The sequence below is a fragment of the Pseudoalteromonas gelatinilytica genome, assembly GCF_001641615.1.
GTDB classification, from domain to species: Bacteria; Pseudomonadota; Gammaproteobacteria; order Enterobacterales; family Alteromonadaceae; genus Pseudoalteromonas; species Pseudoalteromonas gelatinilytica.
The window spans coordinates 1-15,379 of the sequence record NZ_LRRU01000007.1; the positions used below are offsets into that span (position 1 = coordinate 1).

The 15,379-nt window shown below is 42.3% G+C and carries 12 protein-coding genes; 6 read left to right on the forward strand and 6 right to left on the reverse strand.

Annotation, left to right across the window (positions count from 1 at the left end; genetic code table 11):
• Positions 1 to 795: 795 nt before the first annotated feature.
• The 5 genes from NH153_RS02835 to NH153_RS02855 form a co-directional block, all read right to left on the reverse strand.
• Positions 796 to 1,512, reverse strand: a complete 717-nt coding sequence (locus NH153_RS02835) for a hypothetical protein (protein ID WP_063700764.1) — start codon at positions 1,510 to 1,512, stop codon at positions 796 to 798.
• A gap of 91 nt (positions 1,513 to 1,603) precedes the next feature.
• Complete coding sequence (locus NH153_RS02840; protein ID WP_062566387.1) at positions 1,604 to 2,881, reverse strand: LysM peptidoglycan-binding domain-containing protein; 1,278 nt, start codon at positions 2,879 to 2,881, stop codon at positions 1,604 to 1,606.
• Positions 2,882 to 2,999: 118 nt separating this feature from the next.
• Positions 3,000 to 3,539, reverse strand: a complete 540-nt coding sequence (locus NH153_RS02845; protein WP_082873983.1) for a hypothetical protein — start codon at positions 3,537 to 3,539, stop codon at positions 3,000 to 3,002.
• Positions 3,540 to 3,624: 85 nt separating this feature from the next.
• Complete coding sequence (locus NH153_RS02850; RefSeq protein ID WP_063700766.1) at positions 3,625 to 4,929, reverse strand: sensor histidine kinase; 1,305 nt, start codon at positions 4,927 to 4,929, stop codon at positions 3,625 to 3,627.
• Positions 4,930 to 4,932: 3 nt separating this feature from the next.
• The gene (locus NH153_RS02855) at positions 4,933 to 6,336 is read right to left on the reverse strand and encodes a sigma-54-dependent transcriptional regulator (RefSeq protein ID WP_063700767.1); all 1,404 of its coding nucleotides are present in this window, start codon (positions 6,334 to 6,336) and stop codon (positions 4,933 to 4,935) included.
• A 230-nt stretch (positions 6,337 to 6,566) separates the two neighbouring features.
• Between NH153_RS02855 and NH153_RS02860 the strand changes: the two genes are divergently transcribed.
• The 4 genes from NH153_RS02860 (at position 6,567) to NH153_RS02875 (ending at position 11,589) form a co-directional block, all read left to right on the forward strand.
• On the forward strand, positions 6,567 to 7,820 hold the full coding sequence (locus NH153_RS02860; RefSeq protein ID WP_054552245.1) for an efflux RND transporter periplasmic adaptor subunit: 1,254 nt from the start codon (positions 6,567 to 6,569) through the stop codon (positions 7,818 to 7,820).
• Between the two features lie 11 nt (positions 7,821 to 7,831).
• Positions 7,832 to 8,533, forward strand: a complete 702-nt coding sequence (locus NH153_RS02865) for an ABC transporter ATP-binding protein (protein WP_063700769.1) — start codon at positions 7,832 to 7,834, stop codon at positions 8,531 to 8,533.
• Position 8,534: 1 nt separating this feature from the next.
• Positions 8,535 to 10,931: an ABC transporter permease gene (locus NH153_RS02870; RefSeq protein ID WP_063700771.1), complete on the forward strand. Its 2,397-nt coding sequence runs from the start codon at positions 8,535 to 8,537 to the stop codon at positions 10,929 to 10,931.
• Positions 10,932 to 11,142: 211 nt separating this feature from the next.
• Positions 11,143 to 11,589: an REP-associated tyrosine transposase gene (locus NH153_RS02875; RefSeq protein WP_063700773.1), complete on the forward strand. Its 447-nt coding sequence runs from the start codon at positions 11,143 to 11,145 to the stop codon at positions 11,587 to 11,589.
• Between the two features lie 292 nt (positions 11,590 to 11,881).
• Here NH153_RS02875 and NH153_RS02880 read toward each other — a convergent pair whose 3' ends face one another.
• On the reverse strand, positions 11,882 to 12,409 hold the full coding sequence (locus NH153_RS02880) for a sugar O-acetyltransferase (protein ID WP_063700775.1): 528 nt from the start codon (positions 12,407 to 12,409) through the stop codon (positions 11,882 to 11,884).
• A gap of 154 nt (positions 12,410 to 12,563) precedes the next feature.
• On the opposite strand from NH153_RS02880, the gene NH153_RS02885 reads away from it, so the two are divergent.
• A complete protein-coding gene (locus tag NH153_RS02885) occupies positions 12,564 to 13,334 on the forward strand; it encodes a DeoR/GlpR family DNA-binding transcription regulator (protein WP_054552250.1) in 771 nt (256 codons plus the stop codon).
• Positions 13,335 to 13,430: 96 nt separating this feature from the next.
• Positions 13,431 to 15,251: a glutamine--fructose-6-phosphate transaminase (isomerizing) gene (glmS, locus tag NH153_RS02890; protein ID WP_063700777.1), complete on the forward strand. Its 1,821-nt coding sequence runs from the start codon at positions 13,431 to 13,433 to the stop codon at positions 15,249 to 15,251.
• The last annotated feature ends 128 nt before the right edge of the window (positions 15,252 to 15,379 follow it).

The window sequence follows — 15,379 nt, forward strand, 5'->3', positions numbered from 1 at the left end:
CGCCAGGCTCCAAATTAAAGAAAGCCCGATTCGAAAGAGTCGGGCTTTTTTGCGTTTGTAGCTGTCCATCAACGTGCCCTATTCATTCTCAAGGTAGGTTGGGTAGAGCGCAGCGAAACCCAACATGAGTTAGCGAGTGGCTAGTTAGCAAGGGTAAAGTTGAACTGTTGGTTTGTTTAGTACAGAGTCACCCTCAGCAACAAACCCCGTAGGAGGCACTTCAGTGCCGAATTCAGACCAGAACAAACACATTCATGGCTAAATAGTTAGCGAGTTGTTAGTTAGCGAGTTGTTAGTTAGCAAGGGTAAAGTTGAACTGTTGGTTTGTTTAATACAGAGTCACCCTCAGCAACAAACCCCGTAGGAGGCACTTCAGTGCCGAATAGACAAGAGATATCAGACGTCAGATATTAGAGGTCAGTTGAGCTGTGGGGTTGTTAGGTAACTGAGTCACCCTCAGCAACAAAACCCCGTAGGAGGCACTTCAGTGCCGAATTAATAAAGCAAAACATTCATGGCTAAAGCCATTCCTACAAGTACAATTTGCCTAGAGCCTAGAGCCTAGAGCCTAGAGCTAGAGCCTAGAGCTAGAGCCTAGAGCCTAGAGCCTAGAGCCTAAAACCTAGAACCTAGAACCTAGAACCTAGAACCTAGAACTTCCGGCAGAGGGAGACGCAGCACATTACAACCCCACCGCGCGGCTGATCGCTGACGGCTGAAAGCTGATCGCCCTGTGTTGGGTTTCGCTTCGCTCTACCCAACCTACGCAATATTTCCAAACTTTACTCATGCAACTCACTCACACTGCTGTATTTCTTTCACATCACCGCGGCCATCGCTTAAATAGCATTGTTCTAGTAAAGAGCAATAGCAGATCTCGGTTTTGATGCTATTACGTTGCTTGTTTACTTTGTCCCATTGAGTTTCATTAAATCCCGTTCGCTTGAAACCAAAAAGTTTAAGTTTGCTGCCAGATGCCAGTAACCGGTTATCACTGGCACTCGTCATAATCCAGCCAAATGCTTCGAAAATATTTATGTCGGGAGAATCATCTTGCAGAGTTTGTAGCTGTGTTTCATATGCTTGTGTATCAAAACAGCATGCAGAAATTACTTTATAGATATCTAAATATGATTGGTCGTTATAATGATACTTCACATACTTTACTATCGCAGGTCCTGAGCCTGAATTAGTGAGTACAAAGGTGATTTCAGATTGATTTTTTTCTTCATTAAAATTTCCTGTCATCACTTCGAGCCATGGCCAGGTTGCGGCTTTTACTTGTCGTTCTGCGGCGTTGGCTTGCAAGTAAGTGGCATAAAAGGAGGCTGCTGAAATTATAATGGCGCAGAGTGCGAGAAATAGGTTTAGCCGCTCGTTGGTAAACCATGCCTTGCGCTGGTTGCTGGCTGGTTGAGTGTTTTGCTGGGTGGTCTTTGTTTGCTCTTCAACGTTAGAGTCTTGCTCTGATTTAACGGTTGAACAGCTTACGTCCTGTTGCTGATTATCCATAATTATTAATTGTTGTTTTTATAGACTAATAAAGATACAACTTTAATTGGATAGATAAAAGAGACAGGGAGTAAAACTCCCTGATTTGGTATTAACTATTTGAGATAAATACGGTGAGCTTTTCACCCACTCTTAAGCTATCTCTTGAAAGGTTATTCCATTGTTTGAGTTTAGTGATACTGACTTTGTATTGCTTTGCTATCTTCCAAAGGCTATCGCCAGATTTCACCTTATACTCGATTTGTTGATCAGCCAATTGCGGTAATATCAGTTTTTGACCAATACGAATGGTGTTTGTTTTTAGGTTATTGAAGGTTTTCAGCTGGCTAACTGTTACTTTATAGTTCTTTGCAATTACACTTAAGCTATCACCGCGCTTTACTGTGTAATGTTGCCACTGGCTATAATCATTGCTTTTTTGGTTAGCTAATAGAGTTTGATAACTTGCCTGCTGATCTTTTGGGACCACAATATGTGGCGCATCAATCACCGCGGGATATCGGATAACGCCATGGTTCAGCTCTTCAAGCTCTTGCCATTTCGCTTTGTCTGCCAAGATCACTGCACCAGTTACTGGTAAGGTCGCAATAGCCTGCTCATTCTTAATGGCAGGGAATATCATTTTTTGGTGTTTTAATAATTGTGCTGCGGCCAGTAACTTAGGCACGTATTGTTTGGTTTGCGATGGTAGCTTTAAGCTAAAGAAGTCCGTCGACTTACCTTGTTTTTTATTACGAGCAATTGCCTGTAATACACGCCCTTCACCAATATTGTAGGCAGCAATAGCATGATACCAATCGCCATCAAATCGTTTATAAAGGTATTCCATAAAATCCAAAGCTGCGCGGGTGCTGTCGATCACATCTTGGCGACCATCATACCAAGGGGTAATTTTTACTTTAAAGTATTTGGCGATTGAGGGGGTGAGTTGCCATAAACCCGATGCATGTTTGTGCGAATAGGCACTGGCATCAAAATCGCTCTCTATAAGCGGCATTAGAGCGAGTTCTATTGGTAAGTCACGGTTTTCTACTTCTGTAACGATATGATACAAATACGGCTCTGCACGGCGGCTTATTTCTTCCATGTAATTTGGATGAGTAAGGTACCAAGCAATGCGCTTTTGCACATCTGGGTGACTTGAATCGCTAAACTGTAGTTGAATGCGAATACGCTGCCATACGTCATCAAGTTCACTTGGTTTGAGCGGTGTCACCGCGTCTACTTGTGCTGTTTTAGCTTCTGCAACCACAGTGCCTGGATTGGCTTTGATGATGGGCTTCTTTTCGGGAAGTGACTCAGGGGCAGTCTGACAGCCTGTTACAATAAAAGAAACAACAACAAGGCCTAAAAATCGATTTAAAAACACGTATTAAAATACTCCGTTAACTTAGGTGCGGGTAAACTAAAGCGCCTAAGCTTAACATAGGGTGAGCTAAAAATGACCATTAGATTAACAGCTCGCTAACTTACTCACCCAATTGAAATTAAAACGAAATACTAACTTGTAACCCAGCATAACCATGGTTTTGTGCTTCCCAATAGCGGCTGTCTATTTCTCGGGCTCTGGCATAGATCTCTATTCTGAATGGCTTTGAGTCCACGCCCATACCCACACCGACATAGCCATCAATATTATTGTGGTCGTCATCATAGCGGTCGCTGTAGTCGTGGTCATCTCGGTCGTCGTATACGGCAAGCTCAATTAAATCTAAGCCCACTTCGCCATAGACAAAAAAGTCACTGAAATAGCCAAATTTGATGCCGCTATCTAAGGTGAGAAATGTCTCCCGATCACCTTTTTTAGTAAATACTTCTGCTGAGCCTAGTGCCGTTGTAAATGCTGCGCCGAAATTACTGTAGTTATTTTTAGCCATAACTTCGATGCCGGCTGAGGTGATTGAATCAGTACTATTATGCTCTGATTTAACAAACAGGTTCATATCTGGGCTGTCATAAATACCAGCAAAGCTTTTTGTAGGAATAAAGGCAAGTGAAGAAAGCACTGCTAAGGCGAGGTATCGCATATTGGTTAGTCCATTAAACGTTAATGGGTACATGATACCAAACAGCGCCTTAGCAAATTGTAAGTAAGTGTTCTAACTATGTAAGTTAACCGAACACGCAGCGAAAGCAGGCTCCTTGCTGGCGTTTGATATAAACCAGATCGCCGCCATGATTGAGCATGATCTGGCGCGATAAACTTAAGCCTATTCCTGAACCTTGTTGCTTGGTAGTAAAAAATGGCACAAAAATCATCTCGATCACATGATCGCTGATACCTGTACCATTGTCGCTGACCTCTAAATACAGTTGCTGATTAGCATTTTGTGCAATGCTTACCTCAATGCACTTTGCTGACTCTGGACTATTTAACTGCTTAAGGACATCAAGGGCATTTGTAAGCAGGTTTATTATTACTTGTTCAACTTGGCCTCTATCTATCATTACTAACTGTTGGCTTTGCACCGACAAATTCAACGTAATATTAAGCTGCTTAGCCTGTTGTGAGTGCAAAGCAACAACTTGCTTGGCAAGATCGGCCAGAATATGTGGTTGTAAGTGTGGGGCGGGTAAGCTACTAACCTTTTTAAATTGCGCTATAAACTCTCCTAAATGCTCGGTTCGTGATGCGAGTGTTGTTAGGGCGAGTTGCAAGTCTTGTTTATCTTCCTGATCATCAAAACTAAGCTCAGTTGGCAGCAGTGCCGTACAAGTTTGTGCTAAAGAAGAAAGTGGCGTAATCGAATTAGCAATTTCATGGGTTAGTACTTTGGTGAGGCGCTTATAAGCTTGTTGCTCTTTTAATTGCAGCTGATCATGAATCGATTGCAAACTGATCACTTTACGAACTTTACCTTGAATTTCGGCAATACTGATTTGCACAGATAACGTATCGTGCTGCTCACCATTTTGCCATGGCACGGTATTACGGCTATTTTGCTTTGCGTCTTGGACTAGGTTGGCTATTACACCTAAATCATCGATGTGCTTTACAGCTTGTCCAAGTAAACGGCTGACCGCCGGATTGCTTTCAATAATAGTGCCTTGTTCGTCACATACTAATACTGCTAAATCGATATGAATTAATAGCGCTTGTAAGAACTGGGCTTGTTGCTCTGCATTAAAACGCGCAGCCTGAATTTGTTGTTTAACCTGCTCAAATTGCTGCTGCATAGGGTGTTGGTCGCCAAAGCCTAATGTGCTGTCTCCATTCGCTAAAGCGCGAAACACCATATCTGCACGCCTTGTTTGGCGTTTAAATAAATTAAAAATTTGCGCGGCACATACCAAATTTAAAATAACTAAAAGTGCCGAAATTGCAGAAAACCCGCTTTGCTCTACTTGCCAAAACAAAGCTATTGATAAACCAATTAGTGCAGCTAATAGGCAGGCTAAGCTAATAAAATTTCGCATCGATTAAAGTCCGTATTTTTCTAAACGACGATACATGGCTCCGCGTGTTAGGCCGAGGGCTTTAGCTGCATGACTCACGTTCCCTTGAAAATGCTTTAAAGCTGCACGAACGGTTCTCTGCTCGATGATTTCAAGATCAAAAGTGTCGTAGTCAGTGGCGCTTGTAGGGAGCTCACTTGTACTAACAGCAGCACTTGGTGAGCTTATCACTGAGCTTATATCGAGCTCTGAGCCTTCTGAGAGGATGACTGCTCGCTCAATTGCATGGGCAAGTTCACGGACATTGCCTGGCCAATGATACTGGCTTAAACGTGTCATATCAGATGCCGCAATCGAGAGCTCACGTTTGTATTTATGTGCAAAGTGCTGCAAGTAGTAGTTACACAGTAATGGAATGTCTTCACTGCGCTCGCGCAGAGCTGGCAAACGGATCTCTACGGTATTAACACGGTACAGTAAGTCTTGCCTAAATTTGCCTTCAGTAACAGCTTGTTCGAGGTTTTCATTCGTTGCACAGATCAAACGAATATTAATATCGATGACTTTTGAACCACCAACCGGTGTTATTTGCCTGTTTTGTAGTGCTGCGAGCAGTTTAACTTGTTGGTTAAGCGGTAAATTACCTAGCTCGTCTAAAAATAAACTACCACCATGGGCCAGCTCAAATCGGCCAATGCGATCTTCTTTGGCACCGGTAAACGCACCTTTTTTATGGCCAAATAGTTCGCTTTCAAACAGGCTTTCGGCTAGTGAGCCCATGTCTAGGCTTATGAAGGGTTGGCTTTGGCGCTGGCTTGCATTGTGGATTGCATGGGCAGTGAGTTCTTTACCTGTGCCACTTTCGCCACTAATCAATATGTTGGCATCTGTGTTGGCTGCTTTGTCGATAACCGAAAAAACCTGCTGCATGGCATCACTTTGGCCTAAAAACTCAAATGGTTGATTGCCGATTGACTGCTGCAAGGCCTGCTTTTGTTTTGTGAGCTTACCAACTTGCTGCTTGTCTTTAGCGTGTGAAAATGCCGCTGCAACAGCACCGAGTAATTGCTCATTTTGCCAAGGTTTGGCAATAAAGTCAGAGGCACCAGCTTTAATTGCTTCGACAGCTAGCTGAATATCGCTGTAGGCCGTCATAAGCAGTACCGCAATGTTAGCGTCTTGGCTCATGATCTTTTTTAGCCAGTAGAATCCTTCTTTGCCACTAATTGAGTCTTGCGTGAAGTTCATATCGAGTAACACAACATCTATGGCCTGATCCGCCTCATGCTGTGCGTTAATGATACCTTCGATATCAAAGGGGTTATCTGTGGTTTTTACAACCTGATAATGCTGCTTTAAAAGTAATCGTGCGGCGATAAGTACGTCGGGGTTATCATCGACGATAAGAATTGATCCTGCTTGTTTCATAGCTATTTATTATTATTCCTTTATGGGAACACTAAGACTAATTGAAAATAGTAACAGTGTCCATTTATGGACGATGTATGGGTTTTGAAGTGTTCTATAAGCGGACACTTGATTATATGCACTCATTTTGATTTTTATATAAGTTATTGTAATTTAATAAAAATAAAAGTTGGCACAAGAGTTGTTTTATCTATAGGTAATTAGCACCTAGATAACTTAAAGGCGTCAACATGGATAAGAAAATTACACGCTCAAATAACAAAGCATTTTTTAAGAAATCAGTAATAGCAGCTGCATGTTTAGCTGTTGCGGCAGCAGCTTATGGTTTCACGCAAACTGAGCAAACAGGTCGTAGTCAGCAAGTAACCGCGACAAGCTTAACGATTAGCACAGTACAACAAGGTGAATTTGTTGATGCTTTAAGTCTTCGTGGTCAGGTTATGCCTCGCACTACAATTTACCTAGACACCATTGCCGGAGGCCAAGTCGAAGAGCGACTTGTTGAGCAAGGTGAGTTTGTTAAAAAAGGCCAACCACTTGTGCGTTTAAGCAATACTAACTTGCAGCTTGATGTAATGAGCCGTGAAGCACAGGTGACTGAGCAGCTTAACTTTTTACGTAACACGCAAATGAATATGGAAACCAGCCGTTTAAACTTACGCCGTGATTTGCTTGAAATCGATCTTAAAATTACGCATTTATCGCGTCGCTTAAAACAAACTCAGCCTCTAGTGAAAACGGGTGTGTTAGCACAAGAGCAATTATCTGAAATTCAAGAAGACTTAGCGTATTACAAAGCGCGTAAAGAACTAACCCTTGAGCGTCAAAAGCAAGAAAACAGCATTCGTGAAGTTCAAGTAGCCCAGTTAAAAGACAGTGCCGACATGTTAGAGAAAAACCTTCAGTTTGCGCGTAAGAACCTTGAAAACCTACTCGTAACAGCACCTGCTGATGGTTATTTAAGTGAACTTGATGTTGAAATTGGTGAATCAAAAGGCCGTGGTGCTCGCCTAGGGCAGATTGATATTCCTAATGAATACAAGCTAGTTGTGAGACTAGATGAGTTTTACCTGAGCCAAGTTCAAACAGGTATGCAAGTGCTTATTGAACACGAGCAAGGCGAAATTGCGGCAACAGTTAGCAAAATTGATAGTCGTGTTCAGCAATCACAGTTTCAGGTTGAAGTCGATTTACCCAATGGCACGAGCAATATAAAACGTGGGCAAAGCCTTGATGTGCAGCTGATGCTAGGTGATAGCAAAGGCACTGCTTTATTACTTGAACGCGGCGCATTTTTTACCAGCTCAGGAGGTAACTGGGTTTATGTCATGGAAAAAGATGGCAATCGTGCAGTACGAAAAGACATTCGTCTTGGCAAAAAGAATCAAAACTATTATGAAGTGTTAAGTGGCCTAAGCGCCGGAGATCGCGTGATCACCTCTAGCTACAGCAACTTTGATAAAGCACAACAACTACAATTTTAAGGATAAAAACAATGATTAAATTAACTAACTTATCACGCGTGTTCCGTACTCAAGATGTTGAAACAACAGCGCTTAATAACATTAACTTACATGTAAACGAAGGCGAGTTTCTTGCCATTATGGGGCCATCTGGCTGTGGTAAATCAACATTACTCTCTATTTTAGGTATGTTGGATTCGCCATCGGCAGGCAGTTTTGAATTTTTAGGTGAAGACATCGCAGGGTTTGGTGAAAAGCAATTAGCAACACTTAGAAAAGCGTCAATTGGATTTGTTTTCCAAAGCTTTAACTTAATTGATGAATTAACAGTATTTGAAAACGTTGAGCTGCCATTACAGTATCAAAATATCTCAAAGAGTGAACGTAAGCAGCGAGTAGAAGAAATTTTAAAACGTGTTGCAATCGACCATAGAGCAGATCACTTACCGCAGCAGCTATCAGGCGGTCAGCAGCAACGTGTAGCAGTAGCCAGAGCACTGGTGATTAATCCAAAGCTAATCTTAGCGGATGAGCCTACGGGTAACCTTGATTCAAAAAATGGTGATGAAGTCATGGCGATGCTGCGTGAGCTAAATCGTGAAGGTACCACGGTAATTGTGGTTACCCACTCAGAAAAAGAAGGCAACTATGCTGACCGTTTAGTGCGCTTACTTGATGGCCAAGTGATGGTAGATAAAGCTAACCGTGTTCAACAAACAGCAGAGGTGGCATAACATGATTTTAAGTTATTTGATCACCGCGCTGCGTGCGTTTAAAAACCAAAAGCAGCACTTTATTTTAAATGTTCTGGGTTTAAGTGTGGGCTTAGCTGCGGCAATTCTAGTTGCTTTGTTTGCAAAAAATGAGCTTTCGTACGATAGCCAACAGCCTCATGCGGAGCGTGTTTATCGCGTTGGCCAAGACTTCTCAAAACTTGGTTTAGCTGTGGTGCCTATTTTTAATTATGTGCAGTCAAAGCAGGCTGAAGATTACAGCCAAGTTGAAGAAGTGTTCGGATTAACTATGGTCGAGCTGACCCGTGAAGCCATGGTGGATGTGAGTTACCGCAACCAAGGCTATAAGTTAAATGCCTTATATGGTGCAACAGCAAATATTGAAAACTTTATTGCTATGAAGACGATTGCGGGTGACTTAAAAACAGCAATGAGTACACCAGATAGCCTCGCTTTAAGTGAATCAGAAGCACTGCGCATTTTTGGTCGCACCGATGTAGTTGGTGAAACACTTACACATGAACAAGGACAGTATACAGTGCGTGCCGTGTTTGCAGACTTAACAGACAACACCCACTTTGCCTTTAAAAACCTTGTTTATGTTAAGCATGATCCAAGCGAAATAGATATCAACAGTAGTTATGTTTATATGCGTGTAGCTGAGGGCACCGATACAGATGCATTAGCTAAAACCTTAACAGAGCGCTTTTTTAGCGGTTCTATGTTGGAGCAAGTTAGTTTAGAGCTGCATCCATTACTTGATTTGCACCTAACGGCTAAATCACCGTTTGAGATGAAAGCGGGTGGTGCTAAACAAGTGGTGATGATCTGTGTTGGTTTAAGCGTGTTACTTATTCTTATTGCAGGTTTTAACTTTATTAATATGACCGTCGCTCAATCGACTAAACGTGCAAAAGAAGTGGGTGTGCGCAAAGCGCTTGGCGCAAGTAAAGGCCAATTAGTAACGCAGTTTTTATCTGAATCTGTGTTGGTATCAATGCTTTCAATGGTGATTGCATGTGCTTTAGTGGAGCTATTTTTACCAAGCTTTAACCAACTAGTAGACCGCGAATTGGTCGTGAATTATGCCTCTGAATTTGGCATTGCCATTATTGTGGTCGCAATTGCTGTGGGCATATTAGCTGGGCTTTATCCTGCATTCTTTATTTCGTCATTCAGTGCAAAACGCGTTTTAAGTGGTGACTTACAGCGTGGTAATACTGCAATATGGGTTCGTAAGAGCTTACTAACCTTACAGGCCTCACTAGCAATAGGTTTAATCATTGCCTCTATTACCTTGTTAAAGCAATTAACTTACTTACAAAGCTTACCTTTAGGCTATGAAACAACACAAAGATTGGTTATTTCAGAGCTACCAGTAGGCGAAGTATTCACAAAAGAAAAAAATGCTTTAGTTAACCGTATCAGTGCAATTCAAGGCGTACAACAAACAACAGTCATTGATACCCGTTTAACCGTTTCAATCAATAATACACTTATGCCAACGTGGCCAAATGGTGAAGCGTCTGGCAGCTTAACGCCTGTTGTTGGCGCAAGCTACGATGTTGTAAAAACACTTGGATTAAAACTGGTTGCTGGTCGTGACTTTAGTCGTGAATTTGCTGGTGATTGGGCAAGCCGTGCAAATGGAGTAACAAGTACGGGCACCATTGTGACTGAATCTGTTGCAAGGCAAGCGGGTTACACTAACATGAGTGACATTATCGGTAAGGTAATTAAAGACTCAGGTCGCGGCGTAGATATGCGTGTTGTGGGTGTGGTTGAAGATGTAAAGGTAGGTAATGCTAAAGATGCCAACTCAAATATTATGTTTTTATGTGGCTTTAACTTTTTATCACCTGTATCAGAATTAATTTTAACGATTGATCAGCAAAACTTGCCTTATATTAAAGCTCAGATCGCAGAAGTATTAGCAAGCTCAGCCAATATCTATGAGCCAAAAATTAACTTACTCGCAGACAACTACAAAACTCTGTTAAAAGGTGATGAGCGAATTTCGAATGTAGTTTTAATCTTTACCGGTCTTGCTGTGTTCTTAACTTGTTTAGGTACCTTTGGTTTGGCTTCGTTTGCAACAGTGCGTCGTCAAAAAGAAGTGGCCGTTCGAAAAGTGCTAGGTGCATCACGCATCAGTATCGTAAATATCATTGCTAAAGAGTTCTTAGTGCTGGTGGGGGTGAGTATTGCTATTGCGTATCCAGTGACTTACTTCTTGGTAGGTGATTGGTTAGCAAACTTTAATGACCGCATTGAACAAGCAGTATGGGTGTATTTAGTTGCCGCTGTCGCGGTGGCCGCCATTACCTGGGTTACTGTTGCAAGTTTAGCCTTTAAGGCCGCAAGCACCAGACCATCACTTATCTTACGATATGAATAACAGTTAACTAATTCCCAACTATAAGCCCAGCAATACAGCTGGGCTTTCTACTTTTAAATGAGTCGCCATGAATGACAACCTACGGTAGGACGTGCTTTAGCGCGTTAATATGTATTCTTTGTCGCCATAAATGACGACCTACGGTAGGGCGTGCTTTAGTGCGTTAATCTACTATATTTAATGTTCTACAATTTTATGAAAAGGATTTTTCATGAGCTGGAGCCATTTAAAGAAAGGACGAGTTTCAATTCAATCAGGTGAATATTTCATAACGTTCAACTGCCATAACAGAAAAGCACTGTTCAGTGATCATAACTTAGCAAAAGTATTTTGTAGGTGTATTGAAATAAATGAATTAATACATCAATGTTGCTGGTTAACTTGGGTGCTTATGCCCGATCATTTTCATGGTTTATTAAGGCTTAGCGATAGTAGCTTGGGTAAAACAGTTGGTCATCTAAAAGGTCTTTCTGCTAGAGAGATAAACAATATACGTTGTTTTTCTCAAACGGTATGGCAACCTGCTTACTATGACCATGCACTACGTGAAGAAGAAAGTAGAATAGCTGTAGCCAGATATATCGCAGCAAACCCTTTGCGAAAAAAACTAGTTGATAATTTAGGTAGTTATCCATATTGGAATTCTGTTTTCTTGTGATTGATTGTCGCCATAAATGACGACCTACTTAGGGCGTGCTTTAGCGCGCGGGTATGTATTCTTTGTCGCCATAAATGACGACCTACTTAGGGCGTGCTTTAGCGCGTTAGTAAGTATTCTTTGTCGCCATAAATGACAACCTACGTAGGACGTGCTTTAGCGCGTTAATATGTATTCTTTGTCGCCATAAATGACGACCTACGTAGGACGTGCTTTAGCGCGTAAATATGTATTCTGTGTCGCCATAAATGACAACCTACGTAGGACGTGCTTTAGCGCGTCGGTATGAGAGTTAAAGGTCTTTGACTTTCACCGCAGGGTTACCTGCTACTAGAGTATTTGCCGCGACATCTTTGGTAACTATAGCCCCTGCGCCAATCACGGCATTATCAGCAACTTTAATACCCGCAAGTATAATCGCGCCTGCACCAATCCATACATTGTTGCCGATGCTAATCGGCGCTGCAAAATTAGCTTTTGCTAAACGTTCGGTTGGGTTTACTGCATGCGATACCGCGAGTATTTGCACATTAGGGCCTATTAAGCAGTCATCGCCTATCGTAATTTGCGCATCAGTTAGCGGTGCATCGAGCATAGTAGAGTTAATATTTATGAAGGTTCGATCACCTATTTTAATACCACTGCCATAATCACAATGAAAACCCGCTTCAATAACAACCTGTTCGCCACAGTGAGCAAACATGCCTTTTAGTCGTTTTAAATTGCCTTTACTCGGGCTTTTGGCAAATAAACGGCAAATTTCATGGGTATTTTTTCGTTGTTCGAGTAAGGACTTGTCGAGGCTATTAAACTCTTTCATGGGGCATTTTCATGGTTATATTTGCCAATAGCTTAGCGTGTTGGTGATGAAGATCAAAATAAAGCTGTGTAGGTTAACGATCATTCACTTGCCATTTATATTGTTTCGTTTAAAATCTCAAAACTTTCGAAACGAAACTTATGTGGTTCACTTTATGACAAAACGAAACACTCAACAACGTCGCCATACTATCTTAAGCCAAGTGAATGAACTTGGTGAAGTTGCTGTTGAAGCGTTAGCAGAGCAGTTTCAAACTTCTGAAGTGACGATACGTAAAGATCTGACAGCCCTTGAAAAAAGTGGCTTGTTGCTACGCCGTTATGGTGGTGCTATTGCCTTGCCGCAAGAAATCGTTGCAAATAGCAACGAGAAAAGCGACTCGCTTCGCAAAATGGCAATCGCACAGGCGGCTGCAAAGCTTATTAAAGATCATAACCGCATCATCATTGATAGCGGCCGAACTACAGCGGCGATGATCCCTGAGCTTGCAAGTAAGCGCGGTTTAGTGGTGATGACAAATGCTATTAATGTCGCTAACCGACTGCTTTCATTAGAAAATGAGCCAACACTTTTGATGACCGGCGGAACTTGGGATCCACACTCAGAATCGTTTCAGGGCCAAGTTGCTGAGAATGTTCTACGCTCTTACGACTTTGACCAACTTTTTATTGGTGCCGATGGCATTGATATTGATAGAGGTACTACAACCTTCAATGAATTAGTTGGGCTTAGCCAGGTGATGGCTGAAGCTGCCCGAGAGGTAGTGGTGCTGGTTGAGTCAGAAAAAATTGGCCGAAGAATACCGAATTTAGAACTGCCTTGGCAGCGTGTAACCACAGTTATCACAGACAACAACCTAAGCGCAGATAAGCGCGAGGCGATAACAGCATGTGGTGTACAGCTGATCTGTGCAGAAATTGAATAACCCGTAATAAGACCGACAACACCTTATTACGCATCATTTTATGACAACACATCTCGCCCAAAGTAAAACACTTTGGCATGTGCAAAAGGAGAGATTATGTGTGGAATCGTTGGGGCTGTTGCAGAACGCCCAGTAAATAAAATTCTTGTTGAAGGCCTAAAACGCCTTGAATACCGTGGTTATGATTCGGCAGGTGTGGCTTTACTTAAAGGTACTGAGCTTAACACTGTAAAAGCAGTGGGTAAGGTTGCTAACCTTGAAGCGGCACTGAATGAAGCTGCTGTTAAAGGCACTACTGGTATTGCACATACTCGTTGGGCTACCCATGGTAGTGTAACCGAAGCGAATGCACACCCTCATATTTCGAACAGCGAAATTGCCCTCGTTCATAACGGTATTATCGAAAACCATGCCAGCCTACGCGATGCGCTTAAAGGCGACGGTTATGAGTTTTTATCAGAAACAGACACTGAAGTTATGGTGCACCTTATTCACCAACTTCGCCAACAACACGATACGCTTTTAGCTGCAGTACAGGCTGCTGTGAAGCAGTTTGAAGGTGCATTTGGTACGGTTGTATTTGATAAAGCGAACGACAACGAAATCATCGTAGCGCGCTCAGGTAGCCCACTGGTGATTGGTTTAGGTCTTGGCGAAAACTTTATTGCCTCTGACCAACTTGCTCTATTACCTGTTACACGTACCTTTATTTACCTTGAAGAAGGTGATGTTGCTCGTATTACCCGTGACAGTGTAGAAATCTTTGATGCAAATGGTGATGCAGTTGAGCGCGAAGTGATTGAATCAAACATTACGCAAGATGCATCAGGTAAAGGCGAATATCGTCACTACATGCTGAAAGAAATTTACGAGCAGCCACTTGCTGTACGTAACACCCTTGATGGCCGCCTAATTAATGACACTGTCGCGATCGATGCCTTTGGCGAAAGCGCTCAGCAAATCTTTAAAGACGTAAAACACGTGCAAATTATTGCCTGTGGTACTTCATACCACTCAGGTATGGTTGCTCGTTACTGGCTTGAACAGTTTGCTGGTGTGAGCTGTAACGTTGAGATTGCTTCTGAGTTCCGTTACCGCGAATCATTTGTACATGAAAATAGCTTACTTGTGACCATTTCACAGTCTGGTGAAACAGCTGATACGCTTGCTGCACTGCGTCTTGCAAAACAGCAAGGTTACATGGCGTCAATGACCATTTGTAACGTGCCGGGTTCATCATTAGTACGTGAATCTGATTTAGCCTTTATGACTAAAGCGGGTGCTGAAATTGGTGTTGCATCAACTAAAGCCTTCACCACACAGCTTGTTGGCTTATTAATGCTTACGGCATCTATTGCCCAAGAAAAAGGCCTAGATCAAAGTGCGATTGTGAATGCAATCAAAACACTTCCTAACAAGTTAGAAGAAGCACTACTGCTTGCAGAGGGCATTGAAGATTTAGCTGAAGAGTTTGCTGATAAGCACCACTCACTATTCTTAGGTCGTGGTTCACAATACCCAATCGCGATGGAAGGTGCGCTTAAGCTGAAAGAGATTTCATACATTCACGCCGAAGCATATGCAGCGGGTGAGCTTAAGCATGGTCCTCTTGCGTTGATTGATGCAGACATGCCAATCATTGTTGTAGCACCAAACAACGAGTTACTTGAAAAGCTTAAATCAAACGTAGAAGAAGTACGTGCCCGTGGCGGTATTATCTATGTATTCGCAGACAAAGACTCAGCGTTTGAATCTGACGAAACAATGCGTGTAATCAACGTAAACCATGTGGATGACGTGATTGCTCCGGTTGTATATACAATTCCGCTACAGCTGCTTTCATACTATGTTGCGGTTATTAAAGGCACCGACGTAGACCAACCTCGAAACCTAGCAAAATCGGTAACGGTTGAGTAAGTTAAAGTATCGAGAGCCGGCTAATTAGCCGGCTTTTTTGTGCCTGTAATTTGCTTAATTACTGTTCATTGATGCAATTTGTATTGCAATTTATTAGGATGGTTAAACACTCAGGCTAAGGATAATAA